The following is an 18,085-nucleotide window of genomic DNA, read 5'->3' as shown; positions in this document are numbered from 1 at the left end:
TCAACCTCCCTTGGCCGGATAACGATTGACGCGGTAGAAGGCCTTGACGTGATCGGTTTCCTTGTAGCGCGCCTTGCGCTTCTCATCGTTGGTTTCGCTGTCGGCTTGCGCCGCCCCGACCAGCGGCGTTGCGAGTGTCGCGCCGGCGCCCACCGTGCCGACGCCGACCTTGCGCAGGAAATCGCGGCGCCCGACTGTGGTAGTCCTGTCTTCACTCATCGCATCTCTCCTGGACCTGCGGATGCAGGTCAGTTCGCGAACGTGAATGCTTCTGTCTCAATCTCGATAAAGGCGCGACCAAGCGCACCGACCGTACGATAGAAGACGGCGCTCTCCGCGCGCTCGATGTCGGCAAACAGCCGCCCCATCCAGGACGCGACGTGTTTGCCGAAGAAGGCGCGCTGCGTGTCGAAGGGCGCCGGGAAACGCCCTCCCGCGAAGCCTGCCATGATCTCGCACAGGATAGCCGCGTGATCCTCCGGCTCGGAATTATTCGCGATGCGCTCGATCCCGGACGCAGCGAGATCGGCACGCAGACGCGACAGCGGCCGCTCGTTGAGAAAGCCGGTCAGATAGTAGGAGGCGTAGGGCAAGAGCTCACCGCGGCCAAGACCAGTGAACAGATCGAAATATTCGCGTTCGACCTTGGCCGCGACTGCATTGGCGGCGGATTCAGCCAGCGCGGCATGCGCGCGCCCGAGCGGGGTCGCATCGACGGTCAATGCAGCCAGTTGATCGAGCAGTTTCTTCGATGGTGCGGCGGACAACAGCGCCGCGAGCAGCAGATATTCCTGCGCACGTGCGGCATCGACAGAATCGATCGGCTCTTCGGAGAGGAGCGGCTCGCTGTACAGATCAGGCCGCAAATTATCGCGCGATATGCCGGTGGCGGCTTCGACAGCGATCACCCGTTGCGCGGGCACCTTGCTCCAGTTCGAAACAGAGGGCTGGCTGATGCCGATTTTGCGCGCAAGCTCCGCAACGCCGCCAGCGGCGTCAATGGCTCGCTCAAGGCCAGCATCACGCACGTGGACCTCCATCCAAGTCCCGTCTGCTGATTTTGCTTTTGTTACAAAGCGCTAGCAAAGCCTAGTCCCGGTCCAACGGGGGGTCAATCGGCGCCATAGTCTGAGGCTATGGCCTTTCGTCGCGGTCCCTAGCGGGGCAGCGCACTGCCGTGCGTGCGGCGCTCAACCGACGGCCGTTCGCTTACGGTGCTGTCGGCGACCGTTCGTTGCGTTGCAGCAGGATCAGGTGCGGATCCCGTGGTCGCGGCTTCTTCGGCCGCGATGCCCGGCAACTCGGCCTCGCACAATTCCTGCGAAGAATCCACGACTTCAACCGGAGGCTCAGGCAGCGCCTCGGCCGGCTTGCTGAGGCCGCCGACGATCCTGTCGATGAGCGCGGCGAGCTCTGCCTCGGAGCAATCCAGCGGGCCAAAGCCCGGCATCGCGGTCGGGTCGTTGAAGTCCCACGCATTCTCGGCAAGCCCGACAAAATCGCGGATGACGGGATCGGCGCTCCAGGCGCGACGAAGCGCCGCACGCGTCAACTCCTGCGGAATTCCCTTGCGCAGGAATGCCGTGATGTCGGTCGCCGACGTGATCGAGTCGATCGAAGGCAGGCTCGATAGGTCGAATTCCGTGTCGTCGTCGTTCACGGCAAGCGGCGGCATCGACTGCATGTCGTCGCGCATGGCTGGGTCCGGTTGCGTGGCGTTCGCCTTTGCCTCCTGCTTGCGACGGGACCAGCGCGCCAGGAACTTGTCCTCACTCATTCGTGTCCGCCTTCATGCTGCCGGCGCGCGAGCGCCTCCGGATCGGCCTGCCGTCGCTTGCGCTTGAAGAACTCACGTTCGACGTGGTGCTCGGCAATGAAGCTTTCAATCTGCTCACGCAGCATCTCCGGCATGGGGACGGCCTCGACCAGATTCGCACCGGCCTCCGTGAACGCCTCCCCTTCCGAAGGATCGGCGGTCGCGGCAGCCACCGAATAGGGCCAGGCGCCTTCCGCCGGCGACAATACGGTCCAGATGCCCGGACTGCCCGAGGCGAGATTGTCGCGGTAGCGCGCCGTCTCGGAACCATAGAGATCGACCGTGGCGCTGCCGGCATAAAACAGCGTCGTCCCGTTCTCTTCGCGAAGCACGGTCCAGGGTTTGGTATCCGGTTCGTCGGGCAGAACGGCAACCGCGCGCCAGACAAAGTCGGTCCACGGCGAATCCGCTTGGTGCCGCTCCACCACGACGCCGACGGGAACGCGCACAAGCGGCAGCGCAGCCGGGCTCATGTCGCCATCTCCAGATGTTTGACCGGCAGCCCCGTCAGCAAATTCTGCGGCTTCATCCGGAGCTTCTGATCGGCGTTCATCGACAGAATGAGATAGACCGGCTCGCCCCGCATCTCGTCTGCGGCCGCGCTCGTGTCCGCAAACGTCAGGCGGAACAATGAGAGCACGCGTCCGGCGCTGCGGTCGTCGAGCTGCTCGCCATGCCAGAGACGGTCGCCGAGCCTGGTCGCGTCGGCGTCGAGCCCGACGTACCAGGTGAGACGTGCATCACGCAGCTCGCGCAGCGGCTCAATGCTGACGTCGATCCCGAGCAGATGGGAGATCCATCGCGCCATCGCCAGCGCCAGCGCCGCCGGCCCGCGGCCGCCCGCGGTGAGGTCGAATGCCATGTCGAAATGGTCGCTTCGGCGCCAGTAGTCGTCAGCATTGTCCTCGCGCAAGACATCCAGCTCGGCATCGGTCACCGCCCCCAGCATCGACATCAGCGAGAGCACCGGGGTCGGATTTGGTCCACCGACGACCTCTTCATCGCCAAGCAGCAGGGCCTGCTCCTGCGGCAGGATGCGCTGGGGACGGAAGAACAGCTCGGCTGCGCGCAGCACGAACGGATCATCGCAGCCGTCGAGTGCATTGCGCAGGATCACGTGCACAAGCTGATTGACGAACAGCGGCGGCAAGTCGTTCGTCCCGGACCGGACGGTTGCAAGATAGGCCTGCTCCAGCGTCGGATGCCGCACGAGGAGATCGCGGAAGGCAAGCACGAGCCGCCAGTTCTCCCGGGCATCCGCATCGACAATCGCTTCAATCTCGTCCGCGCCGACCGGCCTGCGGGGAGAAGCGAGCAGCGCGCGGTGCAGCCGCCGCTCGACCGGGCATGCTTCATCCGGCGGAATCAGCTCCGGACGAACAAAATAGGCCTTCAGGAACTCGTCGGTGATGCAAAGCCCGCCGTTCTCGTCGCGATCGAGCAGATGGTGGCCGCACGCGATCCAGAAATCATTCATCGGTGCTGCGACTCCCCGCGCATATCGGCAAGCTTGAGATCAGCGTCGGGCTCGACATCGTCCTCGACTTCCATGAACGAGAACGCCTTGCTGTGTCCCTGACCCTGGCGCAGTTGCAGCCTGCGGAACGATTCCCGAACTTCGCCGTCGTTCACCGAACGGTGAACGGCAATGAGCGAGCTGACCGGATGGTTGCAGAGCGACCGCGCGAAGGCGACCTCCTCCTCCGCGGCCGTCCGCGCGGTTGCCAGATCCGGCGCACCGAAACGATCGATCAGTTGCCTCGCGAGGCGGTCGATCAGCGCGCTGCAATCGTTCTCGGTCGCAGGCACAATCTGCACCAGCGTCGACCAGCCCCAGGATTGCACCCCGAGGAAGCCACTGCGGAACGCGACGCGCGCCTTGCCGGTCAGCTTCGTCGGATCCTGATCGCAAAAGCGGAAGGCACCGGAGACGGCCCATTCGCCCGGCTCGGCCGCCACATCGAATACGAAGGTGTCGGAGGGATCGAGCGCGATGCTGCGGAGCAGTTTCATAGTCGCGGCCCTCCGAGCTTCGGATCGAACCAGGACGGCGTTCCGAGTGCCTTGACGAGTACGCTGCGTTCAATCCTGTCGGCACCGACGCGGCGCGTGAGGAGATCGCCGCCGTCGTCGATCCGCAGCACGGTTCGCCGCTCGCGGGGAACCCGGCTGAGATAATCGCGCGCGAGGCTGCCAAAGCCATCGGTCTGCCAGCTATCGATCGCCCGCATCAGGTGCCGCGCAAAGCTCTCGGTCACCTGCACGGCTCCCGCTTCGCCAAACCCCTCCTCATCCAGCGCGGACGCGAGCGGATGGATGCCCGGTCCCTGATCGGCCATTGCGACCGTCCGGATCATGGCGCCGAACACCAGCCAGGCAGGCGGCTCGTCCTCGCGCGCCGATCTCGGCCATCCCATCCGTCCGCCGCCGACCAGCCCACCGTCGATCACGACGGTGTCAGGCCAGCCGATCGCGACCGTCTTGTGCGGCGGCGCATAGGCGCGCAGAGCATCGGTGAGCGCAACCATGCCCGCATAGAAGACGCGCCGAGCGGTGCCCAAAGGCTCGCCCGGCTCGAGCACGACGGCGAATTCGGCAAGATCGAACCGCCCGACGCAGACCAGCGTGCCGGCACCGCTTTTAGGTGCAATGCGGCAAGCGTGAGCAAAGGCGTCTCCGCTCTCACGCAACCGGACGAGCGTGAATGGCGGCGGCAGATGGATCGCTTCCGCCACGGAGACGCGGCTGGTCGGGGTCGACCGCAAGGGCCGTCCTCCACTTTCCTTTTCCTTCCGATAGTGAATATCTATACGAGGTGAAGGAATGGCGCGAGTCCGCAAGACGGCGCCGCACCCGCGGAGGGATCGACCTGGAGCAGCCAGCGAAGACCGTCCTGATCTGCTCGTGTGAAGACACGATGCGCCTTGACGTGGCCGCGATCCAGCGGGGCTGTCCCAACTGCGAGATCAGGAGCCATCGTCATCTTTGCGGCGCGGAGCTCGAAGATTTCCGCGCCGCCGCAAAAGTCGACGGCCCGCTGACCGTCGCCTGCACGCAGCAGGCCGGCCAGTTCACCAATGAGATGGGCGAACGCCCTGGCGCGATCAACTTCGTCAACATCCGCGAGACGGCGGGCTGGTCGCGCGACGGCGCGAATGCGGGCCCGAAGATGGCGGCGCTGCTCGCGGCGGCGGCGATTCCCGCGCCGGACTATCCGCTGGTCACATTGTCGAGCGACGGCATCATCCTGATCTATGGGCGCGACGAGACCGCGATCGAGGCCGGCCGGCTGCTGGCGGACCATCTCGACGTCACGGTCATGCTCAGGAAGCCGGCAGACGTCGTGCCGCCTGCCGCGGCGGTGTTCCCGATCGTGAAGGGCACGATACGCAACGCGCGCGGGCATTTTGGTGGCTTCGAGCTCACGGCCGACGACTACGCGCAGCCGCGCCCGTCCTCACGCGCCCGCTTCGAGTTCGAAGCCCCGCGCAACGGCGCGATCTCGCGCTGCGATCTCGTGCTCGACCTCTCCGGCGAGCCGCCTCTGTTTCCCGCACACGATCTGCGGGACGGCTATCTCCGCGCGGATCCGAGAGATCCCGCGGCCATGCTGCGTGCGGTGCTTGCGGCCCGCGACCTCGTCGGAAGCTTCGACAAGCCGAGATATGTCGACTTCACACCCAGCCTCTGCGCGCATTCGCGCTCGAAGCTGACCGGATGCCATCGCTGCCTCGATTTGTGCCCGACCGGCGCGATCACGCCAGACGGCGACCATGTCGCAGTCAACGCGGAGGTGTGCGCGGGCTGCGGGCAATGCGCGGCCGCCTGCCCCACGGGAGCGGCATCCTACGCGCTGCCCCCCGCCGATACCCAGTTGCAGATCCTCCGCGCCATGTTGCGCGCCTATCGCGAGGCCGGCGGCACGCATCCGGTCCTGCTGCTGCACGACAGCCAGCACGGCACGCCGCTGATCGATGCGCTCGCCCGCCATGGCGACGGATTGCCGGCCAATGTGCTTCCCCTCGCCGTCAACGAGCTGACGCAGATCGGCCTGGAAGCCATCATCGGGGCCTTCGCCTATGGCGCGGCTGCCGTGCGGCTCCTGCTGCGCGCCAAGCCACGACACGACGTGACCGGATCCTTGCAGACGATCCGGATGGCCGAGACCATTCTTTCCGGACTCGGATTTGACGGCCGCCGTGTGAGCACGATCGAAACCGACGATCCCGACACCCTGGCCGAGCAACTGACGGGGATTGGTCCCCTCGGCGGCCTCGATAATCCCGCGACTTTCCTGACGGTCGGCAAGCGCGGCGATCTGCTTCGCTTCGGCTTGAGCGAGCTGCATCGCCTCGCCCCCAAGCCGGTTGACGTGATCGCCTTGCCCGAGGGTGCACCTATCGGTGCGATCACCGTCGATGTCGGCGGTTGCACGCTGTGCCTGTCCTGTGTTTCGGCCTGTCCAACCGGCGCGCTCCGCGCCGATCCCGACCGCCCCGTCCTCAAATTCGTGGAAGATGCCTGCGTGCAATGCGGTTTGTGTCAGAGCACCTGTCCTGAAAAAGTTATCAAGCTCACCCCGCAGATCGACTTCCGGGCAAGACGAGCGCCGGCGCGGGTGATCAAGGAAGAAGAACCGGCCCTGTGTGTTCGCTGTGGCACGCCCTTCGGCGTCAAGAGCACGATCGATCGGATCGCGACCAAACTCGAGGGACGGCATTGGATGTACCCTGCCGGGGACCGCCGGACCGAGACCTTGCGGATGTGCGCCGATTGCCGGGTCATTGTCATGAGCGAACAACAGTTCGATCCGATCCAGGACGTGCCGGAACGCGCGCCACCACGGACGACGGATGACTATCTGCGTCAACGCGAGAACAAGGACTAGCCGCATGCCTCGATTCACGATGGTTCTGTCGACGTGCATTGTCACCACGGTCCTCTCCGGCACGGCCGTCGAGGCAGCCCTTACGAAGGCGCAAAAGGTTGCCCTCAAGCAGGCGGTCGTCGCCTGCAAGGCCGAGGCGAAGGGCAAGAAGATCAAGTGGCTGTCACGCCGCAAATACGTCAACCAGTGCGTCGTGGCGGCGCTCAAGGAACATCCCAGCATTAATATCGCCCACATGCTCAAGGAGAACCCGGAGCTGACGAAGATCCCGGTGGAGCAATGGCCGGGGTATTAGAGCCTCATACCGCGGCTTGACGCCTTCGCTTGAGGACGCCGCAACGTGGCTGCCGCCAGATCGAGCTATTTCGACGTCGCACGCGCCAGGAAGTCCGTGAGCGCGCGGCGATCCTCGGCCGAGCCGATGTGCTGCTCCGGCATCTTCGTGCCGGGCGTATAGGCGTTCGGCCCGATCTCGAACAGTTTGGAGACGGTCTCCGGCGTCCAGACAATGTCCATCGTCTTGAGTGCGTCGGAGAAGCGATAGCCAGGCAGCGAGGCGATCTTCCGGCCGAACAGTCCGGCAAGCGTCGGACCGGCACGCTGCAGCTCCGTCTCCGACAATGTGTGGCAGGCGACGCAGGCCCTGAAGATTTCAGCGCCGTGATCGCCGGCATAAGCGGCGAGCGGATCCGCTGGCGTGCCCATCAGGTTCGATCCGATCGCCGCGCCGGTCAGTGCGTTCCAGCGCCTGATCTTGCCGTCGGCGCCGCCGGTCAGGAGCGTCACGCCATCGGGCAGGAATGCAACCGACCAAACCGGCCCGCGCAGCCCGGCAAGCGTGCGCAGCACGCTGCGCGCCTTGCGGTCGACGATCGCCACGGTGCCGTCAATTGCCGCCGCGGCGATCAAGGCGCCGTCATGCGAGACCGCCAAGGCGACGATTGGCGTGGCACCGGCCACGACCTCGCCGCTTGCCCTGCCATCGGCAGACATCATGCGCAGCTTGCCGTCCGCTGCGCCGGTGACGATTTCGCCATCAGGCGAGATCGCCACGGCATTCAGGGGCGACGGCACCGTGACGATCTCGGCGCTGCCGTCCGGCAGGCGCCAGATCCGCACGGTCAGATCGTAGCCCACGCTCACCAGCGATTGTCCGTCGGCGGCAAAGGCCACGCCATTCACGTTTTGCGAGTGGCCTTGCAGCACCCGCGTGCCCCCGTCGGACAACGACGAGATCCGCACGGTCTGGTCCCACGAGGCCGATGCGAGCCTCGATGCATCGGGCGAAACGGCGAGCCCGACGATGGGTCCCGCATGGTCCGCGAAAACCCGGTCCGGCTGAGGCCGACCCGACGTCCAGATCGCAATCTGACCGTCCGCACCAGCCGTTGCCATCCTTCCATCGCCGAGGAAGGCAACTGCGTTCACCGCACCCGAATGGAAGCGAAGGACCTGCTCCGCAGACTCGGTTGCCAGCGACCATCGGATCGCCGCAGTGTCGAAGCTGCCCGACAGAACCGTCTTGCCATCGCCTGAAACGGCGATCGCGCGGACGGGTCCGCCGTGTCCGGCCAATTGCGCCTGCGCGGGTTGCAGCGCAAGAAGCAACGATGCCGTCACAAGGAACGTGGCGAGACGAAAAATCAAATCCATGGCCGTCGGAGACACTCGCAGCGAAGCCCCCGGGCCATTCTGCCCGTTTTTGCTGCCCGGCCAAAGTGCTCCCTTGGCGTCCATCGGGCCCGCCAGCGATCGTTGAATCTGGCGTGTCCGTGGGCGACGGGCTTGGCCCCCGGCAACAACGGGCCCATTTCACCAGTAATCAACAAGGGAGCTCGTATTCGGTTCGGGGGTGCGACAAGCGGCGCCTTGAAGGGCGGCCCACGCGGTCGCAGTCTTGGGAAAGGCGCCTCACAATCGAGGTCGAACATGCAAATACATCCGAAAGCATATCTGCAGTTCATCTCGCGCATTTGGCATTTTCGCGTGTTGCCGCCGCGGGATCGCAATCCCGCCAGCCGGGACGCGTCGCCACTGCTGATCTACATCGTCGCCGTGTTGGCGTTACTCCTGGCGATCCTGATCGTCGATCGCCACGGTGCGCCGTTTCAATTCCCGGAACATGTCGGCGATCCCGCTGGGATCAACCCGATCTTCATGAGTTTTTGAAACACAGCGCGCGACGGGGGCTGCGCAAGCGGACAAGCCGTCCGACGCGTCGCGCTGTTCAACGCCAGACGATTTCCAGCCCGCTCATCCCGAACCGCAATGCGTTCGGATGCGACGGCACCATTCTCTCTATTGCTGAGTTCCCCTCGGAAACACCAGCGATCGATCGTCGAAATCTTCGACCGGCAGTTTGTCTTGTTCTTGCACAGCGGGCATCCCTGCCACTGACGTGTGGCTGACGGACGATGGATGCGATCTCGGGACATTCGTCGCAGCTAGAAAAAGCGCGAGGGCGGTCAGGCCGGCGATCATCAGGAGCTTCATGCGAATCTCCGTTGGTTCTGAGCGATTCCTGACTAGTGCAGGTCTCGACGTCCCCCTGTGAGATCGCTCACAACTCTCCTTTTGTTGATCAGCGTTGGAGCCGATGCCCTCCGGCTCCAGCCCGTTCCCAACGCCTATGGCAGATCTTTCGGGCGCGGCCACAAGCCGCCTTCGGACCAGGATTCAGATTCATCTGGCGACAACGGATCCGCGCCACCGCCGGTTCGTGCGGGATCGACATTGAGCCATCGGCGCAATTCGAGCTTGCCGATCTGGTTGCGGTGGACTTCGTCGGGGCCGTCGGCCAGTCGCAACAAGCGAGTCGTTGCGAGTGCTGCCGAAAGGAAATGGTCGTTGTTGGTGCCGCCTCCCCCGAACGCCTGTATCGCCCAGTCGACGATGGTCTGCGCCATGTTCGGCGCGACGACCTTGATCATCGCGATTTCTTGCCGCGCTGCCTTGTTGCCGACCGTGTCCATCATATAGGCAGCTCTGAGCGTCAGCAGCCGCGCCTGATCGATCTTCATGCGCGCTTCGGCCACGCGCTCGAGCGTCACGGTTTGCTCGGCGAGCGGCTTGCCGAAGGCGACACGTTTCAGCGCGCGCCGGCACATGCGCTCGAGCACGCGCTCGGAAAGGCCGATCAGCCGCATGCAATGATGAATGCGGCCGGGACCCAATCGCCCCTGCGCGATCTCGAATCCGCGCCCCTCGCCGAGCAGCATGTTGGCGGCCGGCACGCGTACATTGGTGAATATCACCTCGGATGCACGGTCTGGTACGCCGTAGAAGCCGAGCACAGGCAGCGAACGGACGACATGCACGCCGGGCGTCTCCTTGGGCACGAGGATCATCGACTGACGCTTGTGACGATCCGGATTCTGCGGATCGGTCTGCCCCATGAAGATGATGATCTTGCATCGCGGATCGGTGGCGCCGGTGGTGTACCATTTGCGACCGTTGATCACGTAATCGTCGCCGTCCCGGACGATCGAGCTGGCCACATTGGTCGCGTCGGACGAGGCAACGTCGGGCTCCGTCATCGCAAAGGAAGACCGGATCTCGCCGGCCAGCAAGGGCTTCAGCCAGCGTTCCTTCTGCGCCTCCGTACCGTAGCGCAGGATGGTCTCCATGTTGCCCGTGTCAGGGGCGCTGCAATTGAAGACCTCGGGAGCAAGATGCGAACGTCCCATGATCTCGCATAGCGGGGCATATTCGAGGTTGGTCAGCCCGTCCTCGTGAGCGGGCAGAAACAGGTTCCATAGGCCGGCCTGTTGTGCGAGCGGCTTCAGTACCTCGACAACGGGATGCACGGCCCAGGGCCCGAGCCGCTCGGCCTCCTGATAGTATCGGCGCTCATTCGGGTAGATGTGCTCCGTCATGAAGCGCTGGAGATGCGCGGCCAGTTGCTGGCTACGCTCGCTTTGGGTGATATCCACGTAAATTCTCCTTACCGGCCGCGCAGGCCGTCCCTGAGCGTGTTTCGGGTGATTTTTCCGGATTCCGTCTTCGGCAGATCGTCCAGCACGCGAATGTCGACCGGGCACTTGTAGGCCGCCAGTCGCTCGCGGCAAAAGCGCGAGAGCGCGGCGACGTCGATCACGGTGCCGGGTTGAGCGGAGACGAAGGCGACCACCGTCTCGCCGCGATAGGGATCGGCGGCGCCGACGACGGCTGCTTCGCGCACGCCCGGAAAGCCATAGATCACGTCTTCGACTTCGCGCGGCCAGACCTTGAAGCCGGAGGCGGAGATCATGTCCTTCTTGCGATCGACGAGGTAGAACCAGCCGCTCTCGTCAAAGAAGCCGACATCGCCGCTATGCAGCCAGCCGTTGGTCAGCACCTCATCGGTTTCCGCCGGCTTTCTCCAGTAGCCGGCCATCACGCCTGAGCCACGCACAACCACCTCGCCGTGCGCGCCGGCTCCGAGCGGGCGGCGCTCGTCGTCGACGACGATTGCATCGACGCCCGAGGTCGGCCTGCCGATCGATAGCGCGCCTGAGTCAGGATCGACCGGAATCCGACCTTCGTTGGGCGCAAGATGGCTTGCAGAGGTCAGTTCGGTCATTCCGTAGGAACTGCGGATCGCCCGTCCGAACCGTCTCGCAAAGGCATCGATGACCGACGGCGCGATCGGTGCGCCGCCGGAATAGATATGTACGAAGCTTTCGAAATGCCGGCTCGTCGCGTCAGCCTGGTTCATCAGCGCAATGTACGCGGTGATGGCACCGACGATGAATGTCGGCCGCCATTCAAGGAAGGCATCGAGCGCGACCTGGGGCTGGAAGCGATAGGTCAGCACGATCGCCGCACGCGCGGCAAACGCCGCGACCATCTGGATTTCAAAGCCGGTGATGTGGAACAGCGGCGCGACGCCAAACATGCGCGACATGCTGTTCAATTCGAAATGATCGCAACAGATCAACGCGGTCGCCACCAGATTACGATGCGTGAGCATGGCGCCCTTTGGAACGCCCGTGGTTCCGGAGGTGTATAAGAGAAGGGCGATGTCGTCGGACGTCAGAACCGGTGCCGGTGGGGCGGCTGCGTTCTCGGCGAAAACCGTCGCCAGCGCATGGGCCTGCGGCGCTGCGCCCGGCTCCGGCAGCACCCGGACATCGTTACGCGTCTGGAATTCGCCAGCGCCGGTCCAGAACACCAGCTCGGAATCGACCGAACCGGCGGCCGGGAAAACGTTCTCCCATTGATCGTCGTGGCAGATCACCGCCTTCGGTTCGCAATCTCCGAACAGCTTGCGAAGCTCCGGCGTGCGGTACATCGGGTTGAGGCTGACGACGATGGCCCCGACCTTCCACGCCGCCACGCTGACGATGACGAACTGCGGCACATTCTGAAGAATGACGGCGACCCGATCGCCGCGCCCGACCCCTTTCCGCGCGAAGCGGGCAGCGAGCCGGTCACTGAGCCAATCGATATCGGCATAGGTCTGCGTCGCATCGAAATAGAACACGGCCGGCGCCTCGCGCGGCGCGGCTCGAAACAGATCAAGCGCCGTCCGCCTTCCGGGATCGGGCGGAGCGACCGACGCTTCCCCGAGCCGCGCGCGCAGCCGGCCCGCGGCTTCCTCGTAGGCGCGCGCACGCGACACGGAATCCAGGTCAACAGTCATCGACGCTTGCCACCAGTGTCGCAACGATGGCGCCCCGTCCGGCCCGGCGGCCGCTATAGCCCGCCGCCACCTGGCGCAGCAGGAACCGTGGCAAAAGGCGTTCGCCGCCACTACTCATTGGCACTTTTTCCTCGATAAACCGAGCCAAGACGCGCATGCGGTAGCGCGGCACGGCTTGCAAGGGGCGGTTGGGCCGCCCCACTCTCTTTTGCTTGAATGACAACGCGCGTGCGCCGGATGTGGAGACGCACCAACACCTGCGCAGCTTCGACATCGCGCGCCCGGATCGCGTCCATGATCAGGACATGCTGGGGATCGGAGAACGGAAATCCGTCCTTGGCGTAGGTCTCGCTCACAAACTGCCGCCGGAAATGCTGCGTGCTGTTCCAGAAGCGTTCGACCATCGCGAGCAGTTGCGGCATCCGCGCCCGCGAATAGGTACGCAGATGGAACTCCCGATCAAGCTGGATGTATTCCTCGAGCGTCGTGACCTGCTCAAGTTCGCGCACAATGCGATCGAGCGTCTCGATGTCCTCGTCGGTCAGATTTGGCACGCTTTCGCCGATGGCGAGCGGCTCGACCGCTTCACGGATCTTGTAGATCTCGATCGATTCTTCCGAATTGACGTCCGCAATCCAGGCGCCACGGTTCGGCGCCATCACGACGAGCCCCTCGTTCTCGAGCTGCTTCAGCGCCTCGCGCACGGGAATGCGGCTTGCTCCGAAATGAGCCGCAAGGAGCTCCTGCCGAATCCGCGTGCCTGGCCGCATCTCGCCGCTCAGCACCGCGCTGCGAATCTCGCTTGCTATCCTCTCGCTCATCAGGCGACGGGACTCCGGATCGTCCTCATTGCCGTCCCGCGTCATGTCCTTCCAATGGGGAGGCCGCTGATAAGGACTCATGAAAGGCCCTCCTTCAATGAATGGCCGCGTACATGATCTTGTCCTCGGTCGCATCAGCCCGAGCCATTTCCTCGACGATACGTCCGCCGCGAGCGACCAGGATCCGATCCGAGATAGCCAGAATCTCCGGCAGATAGGAAGAAATAACGACAACCGCCTTGTTCTCGCGCGCCAGCCTGCGAATCGCCTCGTGAATTTGCGGAATGGCGCTCACATCGACGCCTCGCGTCGGTTCGTCGAAGATGACCACCGTGGGTTCCTGGGCCAGAGACTTTCCCACCACGACCTTCTGCTGGTTGCCGCCGGAATATTCGACAATCTTCAGCGTCCGCTTCAATGCGGAGATCGAGAGCGCCGAGATCCATTGATCGGCGATCCGCTTCATCTCGCGCGTCGAGTAAAGGAACCGCTTGACGCGCGGCGACGACAGATAGCCAAGATAGATATTCTGATCCACCGTCATTGTTTCGAAGAAGCCGTCGACCTTGCGGTCCTCGGTGATATAGGCGATTCCGTCGCGCACCGCCTGCCGCGGCACCCGGTAGCGGACCGGCTTGTCCCGCAGATAGATCATCCCGCCGCGCAGGAAGTTGCGCTTGCGCGCGCCGCTGACGATCTGCGCGATCTCGGAGCGTCCTGCCCCGACCAGCCCGAAGATGCCGACGACTTCTCCGTTGAACACCGAGAACGACATGTTCTTGACGATGCTGCCCATCGTCACGTTCTCGACCGAAAGCACCTTCTCACCGTGGGAGGCATGCGGCTTCGGCGCATCCGGATCAGCCCCGTGGGTCGCGTACTGCGCTGCCGTTTCCTCACGGCCAACCATCATCCGCACCAAGGCGTCACGCGTGACGTCCTTCGCCGGTACGGTGGCGACCAGCTTGCCGTCGCGCAGCACGGTGATGCGATCGGCGATGTTCAATGCCTCTTCCAGTGCATGCGAGATGAAGATGATCCCGGCGCCCTTCTCTTTCAGGGTGTTGAGAAGATGGAACAGATGCTGCGTCTCTTCGGGGGTCAGCGATGCGGTCGGCTCATCGAAGATGAAGACCTGGGCGTTGTGGCGAACCGCACGCACGATCTCGACCATCTGCCGCTTGGCCGTTCCGAGATTCTCCACCAGCACCAGCGGGTCGACGTTGAAGTTCATCGATTGCAGTGACTGGGTCGCCGCGATGTTGATCTTGCTGTAGACCGTGACCCATTTCTCCATGCCGAGTTCAAGGTTCTGCGCCACCGTCATCGAGGGGACCAGGCTGGATTCCTGGTAGACCATCGCGACCCCACCCTCGAGCGCTTCCTTTGGCGACGCGAACGAAACCTTGCGCCCCTGGATCAGGTAGTCGCCGGAGGTCAGCACGATCGCACCGGCAATCGCCTTGCAGAGCGTCGATTTCCCCGCGCCGTTTTCCCCCAGCAGCGCGTGGATTTCGCCCGGCCGCAGATCGAAATTGACAGCATCGATCGCGTGCAGGCCGCCATAGACCTTGCTGCCATTGACGATCTGAAGAAGCGGGGTTCCTGCCTGTTGTTTGGCCGCCATGGCGTTCATCCTTCTTGCGTGCCGCGGCCAGGCGGCAGTTCGACGAGACAATCGCGTCCCTTGGACACCGCCAGCACACGCGAGCCGATCGGGCGGACGGCGGTTATCCCATGAACACGACCATCGACGCGGCTGTGCAGCGTCTCCGTCGCCGCGCCCCTGGCGTCGAGCCGGGCGACGAGGCCATAGGAACGCGGCGGCGCCCATGGCTTCTGGATGCCGAGTTTCTTGATGCGGCCGATCTGGGTCGGTTCGCGCGGATTGAGGCGGCCATCCAGCGCCGGCCCGATCCAAAGCTCTGGTGGTACCGTCCGCATCATCTCTTCGCAGAATGCCCGCTCGCGCAGCACGAACTCGGTCAATTGCGTGCGCAGCGCGAGGAAGGCCATCCAGACCTCACCATTCGCGCTTCGGGCAAGACGCGCCGGATAGCCGGTATGATTCTTGACGATCACGCGCTTGTCGTCACCCGCGCGTGAAAAAGCGGTCAGGCGGTGGGCCCAGGATTCGGCGACCCAGACCTCCTTGCCGTCACCGGCTACGACCAAGCCGAGCGGCCATGCGAGCTTGTCCGCACGCACGCTCGCACCGCCGAGCAAAGAATTGCAGACGATGAGCCGGCCCGACGGGGCACGGTTCTGCATCAGGTCGGTCAGCCAATGCTCCGGCCGATTGTTTCGCGAGCCGTCGGTCAGGTAGATCGCCCCGTCCGGCGCGACCGCCACCGACAACGGACAGGCAATCTTCTCGCCACCGACGCTTTCGAGCTTGCCGACGATCTCGCCAGTTGGCGAAAGCGCCACCAGCCCCACGCCAGAGACGCAGGCGAGCAGCCGGCCGTCCGGCGTGCAGGCGAGCCCGCCGACCGGGCCGTCGAGCGTTGCGAACGCCGTGCGCGTTTTGAAGTCGTCCCCCGTGCAACGCAGGACGCGGTTGCCGGTCGAGACGTAGAGCACGCTGTCCCGCCCGAGCGCGATGTCGTCCGGTCGCTCGATCTCGTCGCCGAGCTGGCGGGCCTGATCGAGCCGCTGGTTCGGGGAGAAGGCGCCGTCGAGCACCGGAATGCCGTGAATTTCCCGGTTCGGGGACAACACGCGATCGATGATATCGCCAAGCAGAGACATGGCTCAGGCCCCTCCCCAATAGGACTTGTGCGCTTCCCAGGTCGGGTCGGCGTCCTGTAGGCGGATGCGGCCGATGCGGTTGTTCTCCAGACCGCCGATATAGAGATGGCCCTTGTGCTCGCGGACCGAGGTGATGGTCGGATGCGAAAGCCCGCCCGGATCCCAGAGCGATTCCGTTACCACGCCGTTGTCATCGAACTTGACCACGCAGCCGTAGTTGATGCCAGGGCACAGCCACTCGTCCGGCGGGATTTGCTTGACCATGCGGGTGCGGAAAACAGGGTTGCGCATCGCAAGGTCGTAGACTGGCGTGCGCAGGCCGACGAAGGCGAGCCAGTACTTGCCGTCGGAGGCGCGGTTGATGTTGTCGCAATACCCCGGAAGGTTGTCGATCAGGATCTCGCTGGTGCCCGCCTTCGGGCCGGCGATCCAGAAGCGGTTGATCTGGCACAGCCAGGTGCTGGCCCACAGCACCGACTGACCGTCATGCGAGATGCAGATGCCGTTGGGGAACGTCAGGTTCTTGAGGACCGTCCTGGTGGTGCCGGTCTTCGGATCGTGGCAGATCAGCCGGCCGTTGCCGCGCCCCTCGAAGCCGTCGAGCGCCCAGTCGGTCAGCTCGTAGCGGGTCGAGGCCTCGCTGAAATAGATCTTGCCGTCGGGCGCGACGTCGAGATCGTCAGCGAGATAGAGTCGCGAATCGTCCTTGAGGCGCGTGCGCGTGCGCGTGGTGCGGTCGGTGACCTTGAAGACCGAACGATCGGGCTTCACGCCGTAAACGCCCATGCCCGCGATGCAGACGAGGAGGTTCTGATCCCGATCGAACGCCAACCCGAGCGGCCGGCCGCCGATGCGCGCGAATTCCTCGCGGACGCTATAATCCGGCGCAAGAAAGCGGATGATCGAGCCGTTGCGGTTGACGGTGTAGAGGTTGTCGTTGCGGTCAAGGATGATGTCTTCCGGGCCCTCGATCATGTTGAGCGCGATCGCTTCCGCGTTCTTCAGGCGGTCGTTCTCCGCGAACGGCGTGCCGCTGCCCCGCTCGACCGACGGCGGCGGCTCGAAATCGACCCAGCTTGGGGTGACGTAGACCTTTTGCAGCACCTTGCCCTTGTTCTTGACCCACTTCACGTTGAAGCCGACCGCGAGCAGCAGGATGATGCCGATGATGGCGGTCGTCAGGTTGCCGGAGATGCCGAGCCGGACCATGCCGCTGGTGAGCATGAAGATGATCGCCGCGCCCATGACGGCGCGCGCGATGGTGCCGCGGCCGCCGGACAGGCTGATGCCGCCGAGAACCACCGCGGCCAGTGCGTTGATCTCCCAGCCGACGCCGGTGTCGGTGCCCGAACTGCTCTGCCGCGCGGCATAGAGGATTCCCGCCAGCGCCGCGATCGCGCCCGACATCACATAGGCCGAGAACAGCACGCGCTTGACGTTGACGCCGGCGTGGCGGGCCGCCTTGCGGCTCGACCCGACCGCCATGATGTGGACGCCGGGCTTGACGCGCGTGAGAAAGAAGTGCGTTCCGACCGCGAGCAGGATCAGCACCAGCATGTTGAAGGGAATGCCGAGAACCCTCCCCGATCCCATGAAGTCCCACGTACCGGACCCGCTGTCGATGCTGGCGAGCTCGTTGGTGAACGCGACCGTCACCTTGTTGTAGGCGGCGCGGACGATGATGAGGACGACGAGGGTCGTCAGGAACGGCCGGGTCTTGCCGTAGGCGATCAGGCCGCCGTTGATCGCGCCCATCGCCGCGCCGAACAGGACGACAAGCACGATGGTCACCGGCAGCGGCAGCCCGAGGATGAGATACAGATAGAGCGCGAGGAAGTTCGACATCGCGAACACCGCGCCGACCGACAGGTCGATGCCGCCCGACAGCACGGAGAAGGCCATCGCGACCGCGACCATCCCCTGCTCCGCGAAATTCCGCATCAGTTCCTGCAGGCTGCCCGCCGTCAGGTAGCGCGGGATCATGATCGCGAAGGCCAGGAAAACCGCGATCGTCAGCGTGAATGGAATGATCGGCTCCATCCAGCGCTTCTCAAGCAGTTCGCCCAGGAACAACTGGGGCGAGTGGCGGTGCCAGGCTCGTTGCAGGCTCTTCATCAACAGACTCCGGCGGGCTCGGCGCGGAAGCGGCCGAACGGCGGGACGACGCGGGGGATTTGGATCGACAG

At 64.4% G+C, this 18,085-nt stretch carries 18 protein-coding genes; 3 read left to right on the top strand and 15 right to left on the bottom strand.

Translation table 11 applies throughout. The features are described from left to right. From IF803_RS06915 to IF803_RS06885, 7 genes are all read right to left on the bottom strand, one after another. Positions 1-219 (bottom strand): twin-arginine translocation signal domain-containing protein, encoded by a 219-nt coding sequence (locus IF803_RS06915; protein ID WP_028345027.1) that lies wholly within the window; start codon positions 217-219, stop codon positions 1-3. Between the two features lie 29 nt (positions 220-248). Continuing rightward, the gene (locus IF803_RS06910) at positions 249-1,040 is read right to left on the bottom strand and encodes a Cro/CI family transcriptional regulator (RefSeq protein ID WP_461191688.1); all 792 of its coding nucleotides are present in this window, start codon (positions 1,038-1,040) and stop codon (positions 249-251) included. A 116-nt stretch (positions 1,041-1,156) separates the two neighbouring features. Beyond that, positions 1,157-1,777 carry a DUF3306 domain-containing protein gene (locus IF803_RS06905; RefSeq protein WP_461191687.1) on the bottom strand — a complete coding sequence of 207 codons (621 nt, stop codon included), beginning with the start codon at positions 1,775-1,777 and terminating at the stop codon, positions 1,157-1,159. After that, positions 1,774-2,289: a DUF3305 domain-containing protein gene (locus IF803_RS06900; RefSeq protein WP_028345030.1), complete on the bottom strand. Its 516-nt coding sequence runs from the start codon at positions 2,287-2,289 to the stop codon at positions 1,774-1,776. The genes IF803_RS06905 and IF803_RS06900 overlap by 4 nt, the downstream gene beginning before the upstream one ends. Then, the gene (locus IF803_RS06895; protein ID WP_461191686.1) at positions 2,286-3,293 is read right to left on the bottom strand and encodes a DUF6352 family protein; all 1,008 of its coding nucleotides are present in this window, start codon (positions 3,291-3,293) and stop codon (positions 2,286-2,288) included. Before IF803_RS06895 ends, IF803_RS06900 begins: the two co-directional genes overlap by 4 nt. Further along, positions 3,290-3,829, bottom strand: coding sequence for a DUF6505 family protein (locus IF803_RS06890; protein WP_461191685.1), 540 nt, complete (start codon positions 3,827-3,829; stop codon positions 3,290-3,292). The genes IF803_RS06895 and IF803_RS06890 overlap by 4 nt, the downstream gene beginning before the upstream one ends. Beyond that, positions 3,826-4,581, bottom strand: coding sequence for a biotin/lipoate--protein ligase family protein (locus IF803_RS06885; RefSeq protein ID WP_461191684.1), 756 nt, complete (start codon positions 4,579-4,581; stop codon positions 3,826-3,828). Before IF803_RS06885 ends, IF803_RS06890 begins: the two co-directional genes overlap by 4 nt. Before the next feature lie 152 nt (positions 4,582-4,733). Here IF803_RS06885 and IF803_RS06880 point away from each other — a divergent pair, with 152 nt between their 5' ends. Continuing rightward, entirely contained in the window at positions 4,734-6,704 is a 1,971-nt protein-coding gene (locus IF803_RS06880; protein WP_461191683.1) for a 4Fe-4S binding protein, read from the top strand. Between the two features lie 4 nt (positions 6,705-6,708). After that, positions 6,709-6,999, top strand: coding sequence for a hypothetical protein (locus IF803_RS06875; RefSeq protein ID WP_304499651.1), 291 nt, complete (start codon positions 6,709-6,711; stop codon positions 6,997-6,999). Positions 7,000-7,064: 65 nt separating this feature from the next. On the opposite strand, the gene IF803_RS06870 is transcribed toward IF803_RS06875, so the two are convergent. Beyond that, a complete protein-coding gene (locus tag IF803_RS06870; RefSeq protein ID WP_461191682.1) occupies positions 7,065-8,357 on the bottom strand; it encodes a c-type cytochrome in 1,293 nt (430 codons plus the stop codon). 132 nt (positions 8,358-8,489) lie between these two features. Between IF803_RS06870 and IF803_RS06865 the strand changes: the two genes are divergently transcribed. Further along, positions 8,490-8,873, top strand: coding sequence for a hypothetical protein (locus IF803_RS06865; RefSeq protein WP_461191681.1), 384 nt, complete (start codon positions 8,490-8,492; stop codon positions 8,871-8,873). Positions 8,874-9,002: 129 nt separating this feature from the next. On the opposite strand, the gene IF803_RS06860 is transcribed toward IF803_RS06865, so the two are convergent. From IF803_RS06860 to IF803_RS06830, 7 genes are all read right to left on the bottom strand, one after another. Next, entirely contained in the window at positions 9,003-9,197 is a 195-nt protein-coding gene (locus IF803_RS06860) for a hypothetical protein (protein WP_057017127.1), read from the bottom strand. 134 nt (positions 9,198-9,331) lie between these two features. Continuing rightward, complete coding sequence (locus tag IF803_RS06855; RefSeq protein ID WP_411784130.1) at positions 9,332-10,636, bottom strand: acyl-CoA dehydrogenase family protein; 1,305 nt, start codon at positions 10,634-10,636, stop codon at positions 9,332-9,334. An 11-nt stretch (positions 10,637-10,647) separates the two neighbouring features. Next, positions 10,648-12,327: an AMP-binding protein gene (locus IF803_RS06850; protein WP_411784128.1), complete on the bottom strand. Its 1,680-nt coding sequence runs from the start codon at positions 12,325-12,327 to the stop codon at positions 10,648-10,650. A gap of 110 nt (positions 12,328-12,437) precedes the next feature. Further along, the gene (locus IF803_RS06845) at positions 12,438-13,193 is read right to left on the bottom strand and encodes a GntR family transcriptional regulator (protein WP_028345041.1); all 756 of its coding nucleotides are present in this window, start codon (positions 13,191-13,193) and stop codon (positions 12,438-12,440) included. Between the two features lie 49 nt (positions 13,194-13,242). Continuing rightward, positions 13,243-14,784, bottom strand: coding sequence for a sugar ABC transporter ATP-binding protein (locus IF803_RS06840; protein WP_411784134.1), 1,542 nt, complete (start codon positions 14,782-14,784; stop codon positions 13,243-13,245). After that, positions 14,781-15,899, bottom strand: coding sequence for an SMP-30/gluconolactonase/LRE family protein (locus IF803_RS06835; RefSeq protein ID WP_461191680.1), 1,119 nt, complete (start codon positions 15,897-15,899; stop codon positions 14,781-14,783). Before IF803_RS06835 ends, IF803_RS06840 begins: the two co-directional genes overlap by 4 nt. 3 nt (positions 15,900-15,902) lie before the next feature. Beyond that, positions 15,903-18,014, bottom strand: a complete 2,112-nt coding sequence (locus IF803_RS06830; protein ID WP_411784126.1) for an ABC transporter permease — start codon at positions 18,012-18,014, stop codon at positions 15,903-15,905. Positions 18,015-18,085: the final 71 nt, after the last annotated feature.

The organism is Bradyrhizobium sp. UFLA06-06, from assembly GCF_054820065.1.
This window is presented reverse-complemented; position numbering and strand designations above follow the sequence as displayed.

Coding starts and splice junctions, on each gene's coding strand:
- IF803_RS06915 (WP_028345027.1), bottom strand. CDS start 219: ATGAGTGAAGACAGGACTACCACAGTCGGGCGCCGCGATTTCCTGCGC.
- IF803_RS06910 (WP_461191688.1), bottom strand. CDS start 1,040: ATGGAGGTCCACGTGCGTGATGCTGGCCTTGAGCGAGCCATTGACGCC.
- IF803_RS06905 (WP_461191687.1), bottom strand. CDS start 1,777: ATGAGTGAGGACAAGTTCCTGGCGCGCTGGTCCCGTCGCAAGCAGGAG.
- IF803_RS06900 (WP_028345030.1), bottom strand. CDS start 2,289: ATGAGCCCGGCTGCGCTGCCGCTTGTGCGCGTTCCCGTCGGCGTCGTG.
- IF803_RS06895 (WP_461191686.1), bottom strand. CDS start 3,293: ATGAATGATTTCTGGATCGCGTGCGGCCACCATCTGCTCGATCGCGAC.
- IF803_RS06890 (WP_461191685.1), bottom strand. CDS start 3,829: ATGAAACTGCTCCGCAGCATCGCGCTCGATCCCTCCGACACCTTCGTA.
- IF803_RS06880 (WP_461191683.1), top strand. CDS start 4,734: ATGCGCCTTGACGTGGCCGCGATCCAGCGGGGCTGTCCCAACTGCGAG.
- IF803_RS06875 (WP_304499651.1), top strand. CDS start 6,709: ATGCCTCGATTCACGATGGTTCTGTCGACGTGCATTGTCACCACGGTC.
- IF803_RS06870 (WP_461191682.1), bottom strand. CDS start 8,357: ATGGATTTGATTTTTCGTCTCGCCACGTTCCTTGTGACGGCATCGTTG.
- IF803_RS06860 (WP_057017127.1), bottom strand. CDS start 9,197: ATGAAGCTCCTGATGATCGCCGGCCTGACCGCCCTCGCGCTTTTTCTA.
- IF803_RS06850 (WP_411784128.1), bottom strand. CDS start 12,327: ATGACTGTTGACCTGGATTCCGTGTCGCGTGCGCGCGCCTACGAGGAA.
- IF803_RS06845 (WP_028345041.1), bottom strand. CDS start 13,193: ATGACGCGGGACGGCAATGAGGACGATCCGGAGTCCCGTCGCCTGATG.
- IF803_RS06840 (WP_411784134.1), bottom strand. CDS start 14,784: ATGAACGCCATGGCGGCCAAACAACAGGCAGGAACCCCGCTTCTTCAG.
- IF803_RS06835 (WP_461191680.1), bottom strand. CDS start 15,899: ATGTCTCTGCTTGGCGATATCATCGATCGCGTGTTGTCCCCGAACCGG.
- IF803_RS06830 (WP_411784126.1), bottom strand. CDS start 18,014: ATGAAGAGCCTGCAACGAGCCTGGCACCGCCACTCGCCCCAGTTGTTC.